The 14,742-nt window shown below is 56.3% G+C and carries 8 protein-coding genes; 2 read left to right on the top strand and 6 right to left on the bottom strand.

Annotated features, from left to right (window positions below):
- The first annotated feature begins 80 nt into the window (after positions 1-80).
- Positions 81-956 carry a hypothetical protein gene (locus tag ACNJYB_RS07750; protein ID WP_439373408.1) on the top strand — a complete coding sequence of 292 codons (876 nt, stop codon included), beginning with the start codon at positions 81-83 and terminating at the stop codon, positions 954-956.
- 211 nt (positions 957-1,167) lie between these two features.
- Here the strand turns inward: ACNJYB_RS07750 and ACNJYB_RS07745 are convergent, their stop codons facing one another.
- The 4 genes from ACNJYB_RS07745 to ACNJYB_RS07730 all read right to left on the bottom strand — a co-directional run bounded on the left by ACNJYB_RS07745 (position 1,168) and on the right by ACNJYB_RS07730 (position 9,976).
- On the bottom strand, positions 1,168-1,338 hold the full coding sequence (locus tag ACNJYB_RS07745; protein ID WP_439373407.1) for a hypothetical protein: 171 nt from the start codon (positions 1,336-1,338) through the stop codon (positions 1,168-1,170).
- Entirely contained in the window at positions 1,338-1,895 is a 558-nt protein-coding gene (locus ACNJYB_RS07740; RefSeq protein ID WP_439373406.1) for a 4'-phosphopantetheinyl transferase family protein, read from the bottom strand. Before ACNJYB_RS07740 ends, ACNJYB_RS07745 begins: the two co-directional genes overlap by 1 nt.
- Before the next feature lie 201 nt (positions 1,896-2,096).
- Positions 2,097-3,518, bottom strand: coding sequence for an MATE family efflux transporter (locus ACNJYB_RS07735; RefSeq protein WP_439373405.1), 1,422 nt, complete (start codon positions 3,516-3,518; stop codon positions 2,097-2,099).
- A complete protein-coding gene (locus ACNJYB_RS07730) occupies positions 3,515-9,976 on the bottom strand; it encodes an amino acid adenylation domain-containing protein (protein WP_439373404.1) in 6,462 nt (2,153 codons plus the stop codon). The genes ACNJYB_RS07735 and ACNJYB_RS07730 overlap by 4 nt, the downstream gene beginning before the upstream one ends.
- Positions 9,977-11,742: 1,766 nt before the next feature.
- Between ACNJYB_RS07730 and speD the strand changes: the two genes are divergently transcribed.
- Positions 11,743-12,156, top strand: a complete 414-nt coding sequence (gene speD / locus ACNJYB_RS07725; RefSeq protein WP_439373403.1) for an adenosylmethionine decarboxylase — start codon at positions 11,743-11,745, stop codon at positions 12,154-12,156.
- A 325-nt stretch (positions 12,157-12,481) separates the two neighbouring features.
- On the opposite strand, the gene ACNJYB_RS07720 is transcribed toward speD, so the two are convergent.
- Together ACNJYB_RS07720 and ACNJYB_RS07715 are read right to left on the bottom strand one after the other, a co-directional pair.
- Positions 12,482-12,754 carry a DUF3551 domain-containing protein gene (locus ACNJYB_RS07720; RefSeq protein ID WP_439373402.1) on the bottom strand — a complete coding sequence of 91 codons (273 nt, stop codon included), beginning with the start codon at positions 12,752-12,754 and terminating at the stop codon, positions 12,482-12,484.
- 674 nt (positions 12,755-13,428) lie between these two features.
- Positions 13,429-14,371 (bottom strand): IS630 family transposase gene (locus ACNJYB_RS07715; RefSeq protein ID WP_439373401.1). Its coding sequence is split into 2 segments (ribosomal slippage): positions 13,429-14,034 and positions 14,036-14,371, totalling 942 coding nucleotides; the frame shifts between segments, so codons are not numbered across the junction.
- Positions 14,372-14,742: the final 371 nt, after the last annotated feature.

The following is a 14,742-nucleotide window of genomic DNA, read 5'->3' as shown; positions in this document are numbered from 1 at the left end:
ATCCAGACCCGGCCGGTGACACCGAGCCTCTGCCCGAGAGTTGCCGCGCGCTCGCGTTGCGGCCGAAATAGGAACAGTTCATGACCGGATCAACGGCCCACGCTTGCAACGAGGGGGACGCTTGCCAGCAATTCCTCGGTCAGTATTCCATTGAAATCGTACCGCGCGATAACCGCGCGGTTGAGATGGCGAGGCGGGCCCTTTCGCCCGGGACAGAGATTTACCTTCCGAGTTTATCAGGAGAGCCGGTAGAGACGGTGATTGCAAGAGCGCAAGAACTCAGGACCTCAGGGTTCATTCCGGTCCCTCACGTGGTTGCACGCAGATACGAAAGCCATAATCAACTCGAGACGACCCTGGGCCGACTGCAAGAGGTCGGCGTCGATCGAGCACTGTTGCTGGGTGGCGACGTGGCGCACGTTGTCGGCCCGTTTCCTTCCAGTCGAGCGTTGCTTGAAACGGGCCTATTCGCTCGCTATGGGTTCGAACGTCTTGGCTTCGCTACCTATCCGCAACGCCATCCGCACATCACGACCGACGTATTAAATGGCGAACTCGATCAAAAGGTTTCGCTCACCGTTCGGCAGGGGATGACGCCTTGGGTGGTGAGCCAGTTCTGCTTCGAGCCAGACGCGATAACAGCGCATATCAGACGCTTGCAGGTGCGAGGGATAATGAACGATGTTCGCGTCGGATTGGCGGGACCTGCCACGCTAAAGAGCGTCATGCGTTTGGCGCTCATATGTGGGGTATCAAACTCTGCTCATGCGTTGCGCGCTCAGGGTCATAGATTAAGCCGTCTTGTGGTCGGTTATGAGCCGCGGGAGCTAATTAATAGAATCTTGCAACAAATGGAGACAACAATTCAGTTGCGATCATTACGAGCGCACTTCTTCGGGTTCGGTGGCCTTCGGCAGACGGCTGCGTGGATCCGAGAATATAGACGTAAGGGGTGACGACGTAACCGCAGCGGCGTCATGATTATTGTGGCAAAAGCAACTGGCTCGATCAGGAGCCGGTCGCGGTCGATCAGGTCGTCAGACGCCCACTCGATCAAGGCTGTCTCACCGCTCCCGAGGTGCTCTCTGAGCGTGTCGAGCTGAATGGCCCGACGCTCTCTATCCAGCTTCGCCGCATCCCTCATGAACATCAGATCAAGGGTCGCATTCAATCGAACCAGGGATCATCAGACCAGGGCACGCGGCTGGCCTGGACATCGACCTGGAGCTGGTTTGGCGGCTTCCAAATCCGCAGCCGTCGGTGCGCGGACTTTATTATCCCGATGAGCGGGATGATCGGAAAGACGTCGAGCGAGATGGCCGATAAAAAACGGTACATTACGCGCCTCGAAATCGCACGGCCAGTGCAAGAATGCCTCCGCGAAACGGAAGGTAAATTCCATTGATTGTTCGACTGCCGAAACTCGTCGGCTTTTCCGGGTTGATGATCTCGGCCTCGAACAGCCCGGTGTGATCACCCGTCCTGACACTGACATCTTGAAAATCCAGGAATTCACGAGTTACTGGCGAATATAATTTGTAGACAGCCTCCTTGATTACGAAGATTAGTTTAGGGCCAAAGCGATTGCTGGACCATTCCCGACGTTGTAGTTCCGCGGAGCTGCATATGATTGGCAGAAGATCAGCCCCGAGCGGCTCTTCATCTTCAATGTCCAGTCCCAGAGCGAGGACGTCGCTTGAGCGTCCCGCAACGGCGCCACAATCAGACGAAGAATGGGAGATGCTCCCGACGCCCCCTGGAGGCCAAAGGGGAGCCCGATCACCTCTAGACAAAATCGGAACAGGAGCGAAACCAAGGCGACGCAATGCCTCACGAGCATGATGCCGCCCCCAAGCGAATTCACGCCGACGACGTGGGGACACATTTCCGAGCATTCTAGCTTCAGGAAGAAACGGAGAGGGAGCAGGATCATGTATTGGCCCGCCCGAAAAGGTGATTTCATGCCGCGAGGCTGCACTGAGGGCAGCTCCTATAGTCGTGAGCGCTTTCATAGCTATGACGTGCCGTTTTTCGAGGCGCACGAGGCTGCGGTGGACCTGAGACCACAAGAGATTTAAGACTCGGAGACAAGCTCATCATGCGATTTGAGTGACGCCGTAGGGAGTCCGTAACGCTCGTCGGAGCTCAGCGAACTGGTGGAACATGACAAATAGTGCGATCATGCCGGCGCCCAGTTCAGCGATTGCTTGACTGGCCAACACTCCTTTGAAACCCGATATGACCGGGAGCAACAGTACGGCCGGTATGAAGAGATATCCCTGCCTCGCGAAGGACACAACCGCACTGAGGCGTGCTCTCCCGAACGACTGCAGCATCGTCGTCACGAAACTCTCAATGCCAAAAAGTCCAAAAAACAGATGAAAGATGATGCAGGTCGAGACGGCAATTTCCGTGATCTTATCGCTATCGCTGAACAGCCTGACCAAAGGTCGCGCAAAAATCACAACGGCCGCAGAATACGCAATGGAAAACGCAACAGTTATACAAAGCATGAACTTCGCGGCCTTCAATACGCGTGCAAAGTTGCGTGCGCCCCAGCCGAAACCGAGGATAGCTTGAGACCCTATACAGAAGCCGGTAATAGGCAGTGCGCCGATCGTCAAGATTCGCACGGCTATTCCTACCGCCGCGATGGACTCGTCCCCGAACGGCGCAGCGGCTCTGTTCATGAGCATAACGGCAATAGCAGATAAAATACTGGTCACGGACGCCGGCGCCCCAATCAACGCGAGCTGCCGGATTCGATCAACCCCCGATGAGATGTATGACATCCTTACGAGGATCATTCCGCGAAGCTTCGCATAATGAGCGATATAGAGGCTAATAGCAGCGATCTGAGATGCCAGCGTAGCGAGGGCTGCGCCTCGCACACCGAAGTCCAGTAGGAATATGAAGACCGGATCAAGCACAGCGTTCAGTATGAAGGCGGTAATCATCGTCCACATGCTGAAGCGTGTATTGCCTTCAGCTCTGACGATGAATCCATTGACGATGTTCAGTAGCATCAGAGTGTATCCGAACAAAAGCGTCGTCGCGTAATCGAGCGCCATCGGCATGATGGTTGGGGTCGCCCCGAGGGCTACGAAGATCTCTCGTAGGTTTAGAAGCAGAGCAATAGTGACCGTGATACCGATCGGAACGGCCAGCGCAAGTGCGGTACTCGCGCCTCGACTCGCCTCCAGGTAATCACCAGCGCCAAGATGACGAGATATGAACGATGCCGTTCCGACACCGATCCCTTGTCCGACTGCTGCTAGTAGGACCACGATTGGCAAGGCCATGCTGACGGCAGCGATAGCCTGCCCGCCAAGTGCGCCAACAAAGATTGCGTTGACGATCTGCTGTAACGAATTGATCGATAAGCCGACGACAGACGGAATAGCGAGCCGAAGGATGAGGCGCGAGAGGTTGGGGTCTAATAGATCGATGTGCTGCTTTTTCTTTGGCCTCACATCGCAATCGCTCTCGACGGCGAATTCCGTATCGGGTTCATTCATGTGAAAATGTCGCGAGCTCTTCCGAATTCGCCAATCGTCTGCAACAGCTCCTGTTGCAACGCCGTGCAAAGATCTCGGGTCAGCTCGTAACCGACTTGGGTTGAATCATACCTCGTTTCAATCTGCAAATGGCCGGCTTGATATCCGACGTCGAACCAGAAGAGGTGAATCACGGATGCTTCATCCATGTCTTCGCCGATCCACAGTTTAGAGGGTTCGTTGGCTAGGAAACGCCGTGGAAAATGGCGCTGCACACCAGCTCGATAATTCAAACCAATTCTGGGCAAGGGCAGCCGGTCGATCCGGCTCCGCACGGCTGGATCTCGGTTTAGGAATTTCATGGACCGAAACCCCAATCCCCCGCACGGCAGGGCACTGCGCTGCCGGTATATTGAACGAGCACGATCGGAGCGCTGCTCCGTGCCGGTCAGAATCAAGGGAAGCGGAACAAGCTCGCTGATATTGCCGATGATCTGAGATGGATCGAGATTGTCAAACAGCCGATCACGGATTGAGGTAAGGCTATCAATCCAGAGCGAGTAGTTGCCGAAAACGCTTCCAAAAGCGCCAGATATGGCGGCAAGAAACACATCAACGTCCTGACAATGTGCCAGTCTGGCTGTGATGTGGAAGAGATCAGCTGTCGCTTCTTTGTCAATCTCGAGATGGTACTTGGCCTGATCTTCCCAAAGAGATCGGCTGTTCGCTTCATCTATGCAACCTTCAAGCCTCGCATGGTGTAGTTCTCTCGCTGTCACCTTCGAAAAGGTCGCGCTGCCTGACGACGTGTCGCTGACTTGAAAATTGAACTGATGGTAGTCAATCCACTCCCAGTACTTGAGTTCGGCTGGCGCTTCGTTGTTCGCATAGTGCTCAAGGCGCTTCCACCATGGAGAGAGCATTTGTATGTTTTCGGGACCACTCACGGCATGACCCGAGGCAACGGCATTGTACGCCGTATCCAATGCTTCAAGGAACAGTCGATAGCCTATTCCGTCCGCTGCAAAATGATGCATCAGAACCAGCAGATAGCAATCACCGCTTTTTCCTGTGCGGAATGCCGTGATGTTAAGAAGAGGCGTCTGGCCGTCAAACCGAAAGGTATGCTGACGTCTTGCTGAGATGCTCTCGATTGTCCTACGCTGCTCTGGGCCGGGCATACCGACAAGATCGATTTCTTCCACGAGGCGTTCGGCCACGGAAGTTCCGATTGTCAGGCGTAGGCCATCCGCAACTCGAGCGATACGGAGTCTAAGGCCTTCGTGCCGATCTATGACATGGGCAAGGGCGCGCTCCAGCGTTCTGATGTTCAGGACGCCGGCAGGCAAGAAGAACAGATCGCCGATGTTGAAATGCTCATCGAAGCCGGCTAGACGGTTCCAAGATGAGATTGCCGGCGTAATTGGCAGTGAACCATTTGACGAAGGGACGGTATGGAGTGTATCCGCCGCCTCGTCTGCCGCCAACTCCCTGATGGTCGGTGTTCGATAGATTCGGTCGACAGTGAGATTCAGCCCGGCTTTGCGCGCTAGCGTGACGCAGCGCACGCTGAGAAGAGAATTTCCGCCGATATCGAAGAAGCTCCGATCGACTGCGACCCACTTGGCGCCTAAGAGGTCCTGCCAAATCCCAGCAAGAATACGCTCCTTCCTCGTGCGGGCCTCAGCAGATGGAACTGCTTCGACATCGCGGTAAGAAATGGACGACAGGCGGAAACGATCTATCTTCCCGCTTGCCGTAAGGGGGATGCTGTCAACCAAACGGAAGGCTGCTGGTATCATGTAGGACGGCAATGTGTGGCGCAGGTGGGTGACAATATCTCCAGGGCTTAGACCGTCGCGAGCCGGAACCACGATCGCGATCAAGCGACGATGGTTGTCGATCCCCTCTGCCACCACGGCGGACTTTGCGATTGCCGGATGAACTTCAAGAGCTGCTTCAACCTCCTCCAGCTCGATGCGAAAGCCTCGTACTTTGACCTGGCTGTCCGATCGGCCGCAAATCTCGAGCAGGCCGCTGGTTGAGATGCGTGCGATATCGCCACTTCGATAAAGGACGCTGTATTGGCCGTCATCATAAGGATTCGGCACGAAACAGCGGTTGGTCCGATCTTGATCGCGCCAGTACCCGCTGGTCACGCAGCGACCCGCGATGCAGAGTTCACCGGAAGCCCCGACAGGGACTCTATTTAGCTGGGCATCAAGCACGTAGAGTTTGACGTTGTCGATTGGGCGTCCAACGGGAACAAGCGACGAGGCGTCGTAGGCATCCGATGTTTCATAAACCGCTGCATTAGATGCACATTCCGTCGCACCGTAGAAGTTCCACAACGGAACGTCGGGAAAATGCGCATGCCAGCGAACGGGAAGCGAGGAAGGCATCGGTTCGGCGCTGCTTGTCACCAGCCGCAAGGCGGTCGATCGCGGGTGCCGTTCTTGGGAAGCAATGACACCGGACAGGAGGGGTGGCGAGGCAAATAAGCGAGTCACGCGATGTCTCACCAACGCGCATAGCAACAGATCTGGATCCAGCAACTGCTCTTGGGTAAGGATCAGCGTGGGCACTCCCTTCAGAAGCCCGCCAAAGTACTCCCAAGCGGACGCAATGAGTGATGCGGACTTCTGGACAACCATGACGTCGGTGCTATCGAAGGGAAAGCGTCGCCACATCCAATTCAATCGATTGAGAATTGCCGATTCCGGTATAAGAACCCCCTTCGGCTTCCCGGTTGAGGACGAAGTGTATATAAGGCTTGCAATTCCTGGATCTGATGGTTTGTCGCTGTACTCACAATCGCGCGCGGGCACGCTGGATACTTTTAGGGTCGAGAGACAGACCGACGACAAGTCAAAGCCAAGTTCAGCGGTGTTCGCCTGAACGAATAGTTTTGGCTGACTATCTCGCAGGATATTTTCGATTCGATCACGCGGATAATCAGGCGGTATAGGGACAACAATGGCCTGCAAGGCTCGTGCAGCAAGAATAACAGCAGCCACGTCAGGCGATCGGTCGACCAGCATGGCGATCATATCGCCAGCCCCCACACCCACACCTCGCAGTAGCGACCTGATAGCTGTTACGCGCTCCCGCAGGCCACCGAATGTGATCTCGCCGAAATCACCAAAATATGCCACCTGGCTCCGATGAGAGACGCTGATTTGCTCGAACGCCTCGACAAGCGAACCTTCAGTCTCATATGGCTGCGCCGAGCCATTCAGCGAGTCCAGCATAATGACGTCTGACGAACTGAGGCAGCTCAGATCCTTAATGGGCGCGAGCGACTTCTCAATGCAGGTTGCGATCAGGCAGCGCAGATTGTCAGCCATGCGGACGATCAGATCGCTCGAAAATAGGTCTTCCGCATACGCTAGCTGAAGAGCAATTTCATCGCCCTGATCTTGGGCGTACAATGTCAGATCGAATTTTACGTAGCCGGTCTCATACTCGCGGAATGTCAGATTCAACCCATGTTGGCCAGGTGGCTCTGCGGCCTCGGAGTACATGTTGAACATGACCTGGAAAATCGGTGATCGTCCGGCTTCGCGATGTAGACGGCTATCCCTTACCATCCAGCCGAATGGATATGCCGAATTTGCGATGGCATTGCTAACCAGGCCCTGGATGCGCAAGGCATGAACCGCAAAGGACTGGCCGACATCGATCGCGGTTCGGATTGGCAGCATATTCAGGAAAAAGCCCACAATTTCGGCGCTGCCAGGTTGATCCCTCACGACGTGCGGTATGCCAACGATAATATCGTCCTGACCACTATACATCCGGAGCAGCAGCTTGAAGCATGCAAGCAGTGTCGTCGAGGTGGTGCACCCATGTTGGCGTGCAAACTCGCGTACCCGCTTGGAGAGCTCGCTGCCAAGCACCACCGCATGCGAGCCGCCGCGATAGGAATTTGTCTGCGGCCGCACTCGTCCCGTCCCAAGCGAAAGTACCGGCGGATCATCACCAATCTGACTACGCCAATAGCTACGTTGGTTGGCGAGCGACTCTGGAGTAGTCTGTTGTTTTTCCCAGACAGCGTAGGTCGAGAGAGACGCGCGGTTCTCTGGCAAGAACGCGGCGGCATCGGCATAGCTTTGACGAAGGTCCCTGAGCAAAACGGATATCGACCAGGCATCGATAATGATTTCGTGAGCGGTGATCAGTATGAGATGGTTGTCTGGGCTAAAACGGATCATGCGCGCGCGAAACAGATGGCCTTGACTGAGATCAAAGCTGCCGTTCAGCTCTTTTCGCCGGAATTCTGCGATCAGCTCTTCAGCTTCGTGGGTGGTGAGATGACTTGCATCAGTCAATTCAAGACGTGCGCATGGCGGAGTATCGAAAAGCTGAACCGGACCATCCTCGTCGATGAAGCGTGCCGAAAGTGCCTGATGTGAGTGAACGACATCGGTCCACGCGCGATTGAACGCGGCCAGATCGATGATGCCGCGTATTCGCAGCCCACCCTGAATGATGTAGTTCCTGGCGGATGGATCGAGCTGCGAGAGAAACCATAGGTGCTCCTGAACACGCGTCAGGGGCGATCGCGTAAGCTTACCGTACATCGGGGCTGTGCACGGTTGCGGTTCGACGCGGCCCGAGATCGACGCTGCAAGCGATCGGATTGTTCCATTCACGACCAGCCTGAAATCCGTTCTTACACCGAGCAGGGTCTGCAACCGGCCCAAGATGAGCATTGCCCTAAGAGAGTCTCCGCCGAGGCTTATGAAGTTGTCATTGACGCCAATGTTCTCAATACCCAGAATGGCGGACCACATTTGACCCAGCTGGGCCTCAAGCTCTGTTTGCGGCTCCTCGAATGGCGTCGGCAATGGAGGGCGAACACTGCTCGGGTCCGGCAACGCTCCAAAATCGACTTTTCCGTTTCTGGTCAGTGGTATACTGCCGACGTGAATGATTCTTTCTGGGAGCATGTAGGTGGGAAGCGCTTCGGCAAGAAAGTTCTGAAGCTCGCCCTCCCCCACTTCAGCCGGGGCTAACACATACGCGATGAGTCGCCTCGATCCTGTTTCCCCTTCGGTCGTGGCTATGTCTCTCGCCGTAAGCTTTACGCCTGCGCAGACGGCGGCCACCGCGACGGCGCCACGTACCAATGGATGGGCGGAGAGGCGGGCCTCGATTTCTCCCAGCTCGATTCTGTGCCCGCGAATCTTGACTTGGCGGTCCTGTCGACCGAGACATTCCAGGAGGCCATCCGAACGAACGCGCCCGAGATCACCTGTCCTGTATAAGCGCCGGAACGAAGGGGCGTTTGAGAAGGGGTTTAGCTCAAAACAGTCCTTGGTGCGGTCCTGGTCGTTGACGTAGCCAGCAGCAACTCCAACGCCGCTAACACAGATTTCGCCGACCTCTCCCGTGTTGCACAGCCGCGGTCCGTCCGCGACATAAACCTCAAGGTTAGAAATCGGCTTGCCGATCGGTACATAAGTGTCAGCTAAAGCAGGCGGGACGGAAAGCAAATGATGCGTAACACCGTCCGCGCACTCGGTCGGCCCGTAGTGGTTAAGAATGGAAACCCGGGGATATAAGGCAAGCCACGCGCGCGCAAGTCCGGGTGTTAAAGGTTCTCCGACGGTAGAAATAATCCGCAAACCGTCCAGAGCTCGCTCAGCCGCCGCAAGCGACTGCAGATATTCAACAAATACTGCAAGCATCGACGGAACGAATTGAACAACCGTTAAGCGGTATTCTTGAAGTGCATCAAGAAGAGATACTGGTGATTTCACTGTCGCATCGTCAACGATCGCGATACAGCCTCCGACGCAAAGCCCTGCCAGAAGCTGCCACAGCGAGATGTCAAAGCAGTGCGACGCCGTCTGCGCGATGCAATCCGTCCGAGTGAGGGTTAGAGCCTCAATCTTTGCCATCAAATGATTGTTTAAGGCCGAGCGCTCGATCATTGCGCCTTTGGGTTGGCCGGTCGAACCAGACGTAAACAGAACGTACGCGAGTCCATCCTCGGTCGATGATGGCACAAGAGACGAAGTTCGGCCCTCCCGCAACGCCGCCTCGATTGAGACGAATTGCGTGGTGGCCTCGCTACCGGCCTGGAATAAGCTCAGCGAATCCAGCTGGCCTGAACCAATAATCAGAGCGCAGCGACTTTGCTCGATCATGAATGATGTACGGGCAGTCGGTAACGATGGATCGAGCGGCAGGTACGTTGATCCAGCCTTCAAAATTGCGACTACCGCTGTCGCCCAGTCGAGATCTCGCTCACCCCAATAGCCGACCACCGCGCCGCGAGCGCCCTGCTCTCGCAACGTCCTAGCGAGGGCATCTGATCTAAATCGCAGCGCCTTGTAGGTGAGTGCGTATGCGCCGTACCTCAGCGCTACCCTCTCCGGATCCGAGCTTGCGAGGCGATCGATCGCAGTGATCGGATCGATCTGTTGATGTTCGACCAGCAGATCTTTGCCTGACAGATTTTCCGTAGGCATACGCTTCCCGCCATTCGTCGCCGTGTGCGGTCCTTATCAGAAGACCGAGGATCCTGAACGGGGCGCACATTGCGTAGCCACTCTGCTTATGCCGCGTGCCACTGTGCCCATTTGTTTTGTTATCTTCTCGTCCTTTGCGTCCACGTTTTCCTCGATGATCAGACGGGGAACAGGGCCGGACGTTAGGGATCCAAGTTGGTGTTAGCATCTACCCGAACTTGTAGTAGACACGCGATAGTCCGCTGGACACCCGCGAATCAAGGCGCCCGGAGATTGGTTCCGGGGTCTCATTTCTTGCATTGTAGGGGCAAGGTCTATGGTTTCCTGCTCTCTCGTAAGGGCAGACTTGACGCTCGATGGGCTGCAGTCCGCCTGCGGCGCCCAAGCGATCACATCGACCGTACAAGAACCAAGACAGGGCCGTGCTTCGATACGATCGAGAATTCTCGAGGCCAACGTCTCCTTCTGCTCCTGCAGCGAGAAAAGCGGCTTCCTGCCGCGAAAGCCCACTGTCGGGCGCTACAGAGTGATTGTCAGCTTTAAGACCATTGTCCACAACTCGACGTATGCAGGCGGCACAAAGCAACCGGAGACCCGTGAATTCCAAGCGGCACGCTGCTTGCTTCGTTCGCGGCGCCATCACTGATGCCAGCTCGAAGGTGCCGGTTATGGATCGGGAATACGCGCGGAGTGTTTGATGCAATCTGGAGTTCGTTTTGGGGGAGCGACAACGATTGCGCTGGCCGCAAGCGGCGCAGCCTATTCGGCTGAACTTGAGCCAGCTATACAGCTGCCATTGGCCCTGTGGAGTTGGTCCGGAGCATATGTTTGCGAGCACGTCCGTGGTGGCTGCGGCCAAAAATGCTTCAGTGCTCCCTACGCTCCGTCTGTCTATGGCGGCAGCGCCGATACGCCTGCGTTCCCGAGAGGCGACCAGAAAACTCGTCGGGTGCTTGGCCTCAAACGCCCTCCCCGCATCGCTGTCTCCAACAGCACAAATACCTGCCTCGCCGTTTCCGGCATGGGTACTGAGCGCAAATTGCAAGGCGCGGCCAAACCTCTTCTCACCCGCGCCATCCGCCTTGGTTGCACTTTTGGCCGCAGGGCCACACCCCGGCCTCCCCCAAGGGAGGCGTGGCTTGGCAATGCACTCGAGGCGGCGTCATAAATACAACGAGTTTGGCCAATGTCGGCGACGTCGCGCTCGACTTCTACAAGACGCTCGACGAGGACTTTCCCGGCACAGGCACAACGGATGCGGGGTGTGCAAGGCCGTGAACGTCCTGCACAACGTCCCACTCTCGGTGCGGGCCACCACGAAGAACGATCAGCACGTCTAATGCGCGCCCCCGAGGATCCGCCGAAGCGGCGATCGATGCTTTCGCCGAGAAGCAATACGCCAAGTACGGCCGGCTTTCGAAATACCTGGTCGAGGATCGCGACGCACAGCTGGCGTTTCTTGCCCGATATGGATCTCTTGCGGACCATTTATCCATCGAGAGCGTGATTGCCACCGAGTAATGCAGGACCCTGCGGACGAAGAGCTCCTAGTTACCAACCACGCCAGGTCGATGGTGTCCAAGCTGTTATCGCCGCTCAACGACCGGAGGCGGCTCGAAGGCAAAAATCAGGTCCCGTAGGTCGGAGTTGTCCGATTCAACGAGAGCATTGAAACCCATCAGAGTGCCGAGTGCGCCTCATCACCTCGTCATCTAAATCTCGAACAGCTCAGCTTAATGGGCCGATCGTTCAATGGAGACTTCTTAGTGATTATTGATGGCGAGAAGGAAGCCCCTGATAGCGAGAAGGAAGTCCCACCGGCTCTGTCCTCCGGTGCAACGCATATGATTATCGACCTGTGGGGAGCGAAGAATCTCGACGATCCCACCATTGCGGAGGATGCAATCCGAAAAGCCATCCGTGCGGCGAGGGCGACATTACTCCACCTTCATGTTCATAAGTTTTGTCCGGGCCACGGCGTCTCCGCAATAGCTTTGTTGGCTGAATCGCACATTACGTTACATACTTGGCCTGAGAGGTCCTACGCGGCCGCTGATGTTTTCGTGTGCGGCAACAGCGATCCTGCGGGCGCACTGCCGGTTCTGGTTGAGGCCTTTCAGCCCGAAAAATCTGACGTTCGCCGCTTCCGCAGGTGTGTGGAAATCAAGCCAACATGTTGAAAACAGATAGTCGATCTCTGGAAGAGCCGCTCTCGCCCCGCCGCGCAAGCGAACGCCGCTTGGCGCCCGCCGTTGTTCTAAATCTTGCGGACAATGTCGCGGATGACGCTCCGAGATAGATCCGCAGCGTCTTGGGTGATTTGTTGGCGCTCTTGATTGAGGGCCCCCGCATGCTCGGCTGATAGCGTATTTTATCGACCGTCCTACGAGAACATCCTGATCGCGGCAATCCTTCACGAGCATCCGATCGCGCACGCCCGCTTTGGTCGATAAGGTTTCAGCACTCCCGCAGCGGGCGCCTTGACACCCAACCCTTACGGAACCGTCAGCGTGATTGCGATCTGCGTCGCTCGAAAGCATAGACTGGATTAATACCGCAATAAGCGTCCGTACCGGATGCAGTCGCCATGCATTGGCTATAGCTCGAGAACTGGCAATTGCCTGGGTATCCCCAAATGCGCCCCTGCAGACAATAAACGTCTTGTCGAGCCGTTGGTACGTGTCCCGAACGATCCCGCGAAGCGGCGATCGAGCTTGCCTCAGAGCAAACCAAGATGGGGACTGCGAGCATGGTAGCAAACAAGAGAAAATAGCGCATAGGACCCTCTTGTCTGATTTAATTTTCTCTAAGCTAAACGATCCGACTGTGTTTGTTGATCCTAGTCAATAAGATTAGCCACCGGCTGCCGGCGCTCATCTGAAGCCACAAGGCGCGATACGTTGACTTCAAATGAAGACAAAGGCGAGCAGGCTCGAGCAGAGTAGCGCGAGGCCCGTCACGGTCAGCGCCAGCAGGCTACTGGAAATCAAGTCATCACAATTATTCATTATACAGCCCTCATTTGCACAGCAAGAGGGAAAGCGTCGGTCGTGATTTGACCGTCGATCGCCTGACACATCAATCATTAGTCGAATCTGGCGCAATAATCCTGCAGCTGCTAGGAGGACGTGCAGTTTTTCGGCGTGATCTGGAGAGGGTTTGCCGCCTTGCGGCGCAAGCAAAGAAAATCGATTCTGAGAACATGCAGGAGCTCTCCAATGTGACATCGAGCCTATGCTGGTCAATATTATTCAGCCTTCATTCAATGCAGAATGCTATGAGCTTTAATCGCGATACAGTTTCCGGAACAACTTTTTCGAATGCGTAGGCTCCTACTTCTCATTGTGGCGTTTGCAATCATGTTGGCCGCACGGGGCCGGCACCAAGACGCTTTCGTGCCGCGCGCGACCGAATCCATGCCACCGGTCAACGTACCCTAGAGCATGCTGTTTTTACACGGAAACATAGCCTGAGTTTTTGAGATAGTTGGCGCACTCCTGCGCAGAAAAGAGGTCGAGGAGTTCGCCGACCTTGCGCCAGGTTGCCTCGACATCGCGCGGCTCTGCGGCTCGCATCAGATGTTTGAGCTTGGCGAAGACCTGTTCGATCGGATTGAGATCGGGACTGTAGGGCGGCAGGAAGAGCAGATGCGCTCCCGTGGCGCGGATGGCATTACGGGCGGATTTGCCCTTGTGACTGCCGAGATTGTCGAGGATGACGACCTCGCCTTTTGCCAGAGTTGGCGCCAACACCTTCTCGACATAGAGGGTGAAGAGTTCGCCATTGATGGGGCCGTCGATGACCCAAGGTGCGCTGATCTGGTCGTGCCGCAGCGCTGCGATGAAAGTCATGGTCTTCCAGTGACCGAAAGGCGCGGATGCTTGGAGACGCTGTCCACTCGGCCCCCAGCCGCGCAGTGGCGCCATGTTGGTCTTGATCCAAGTCTCGTCGATAAAGATCAGGCGCGAAGCGTCAATTTTGCCTTGATGGGCCTTCCAACGTGTCCGTTTACGGGCGACGTCGGGGCGATCTTGTTCGGCCGGTAGGATCGTTTTTTTTGAAGCTCAGCCCTTCGGCATGCACAAACGTCCACACCGCTCGCACATCTGTCTTGATCCCGCGCGCCGCCAGCTCCTGTGTCAGCTTCCGCAAGGTGAATGGCCCCGAGCGAACGCGCTTGCGTAGCCAGTCGGCATTGGCACCGGACAGAACCGGCTTCTTGTGACCACCGATCTTGCCGGGCGAAACGCCTCCCGTCTCCCGTCTCAGATTCTTCCACTTCGTTACACAGGAGGGGCTGATCTGAAGCGCCTCCGCAATCGAACGAACTGTCTCCCCTGCGTCAGCCCGCGCCAGAGCCCGTTCACGAATGTCTTCCGAAAAGGGTCGTGTCATCCATGCTGGCCCCCGTTCTCCAGCATGGAGTTTGAATCAGAAATCGGTCCCGCTGGGAATCTTGAGGGTTCTGTGAGGTCGCGTGGCAGGCGCGAGCCGCGCGCTCTGTGGTGCGTGCGACCTCATAGAAGCCGGATTGAACGAAGCTGCGGAGTTGTGGGCGCTATGGGAATAGTGCAGCGGGTGCGGCTGCGGGGAACGCTCGCCTGTGGTCGCCGCGCGTCCGCGAGTCATTCATCGGATGTGAGGGGCCCGATTGATCGGGCCAAGGGCGCGATCCAGCGAGCGATTTGCAGCGCTGGGATGCGCTACCGAACGATTGGCGGGGTGTTCGGTGACGAGCGCGGCCACGGCGACTTCGGACGTTGCCA

Source organism: Bradyrhizobium sp. SMVTL-02, from assembly GCF_051853005.1.
In the GTDB taxonomy this organism is placed as follows: Bacteria; Pseudomonadota; Alphaproteobacteria; order Rhizobiales; family Xanthobacteraceae; genus Bradyrhizobium.
Note: the sequence above shows the minus strand (reverse complement) of the source record. Positions and strands in the feature narration are given on the sequence as shown.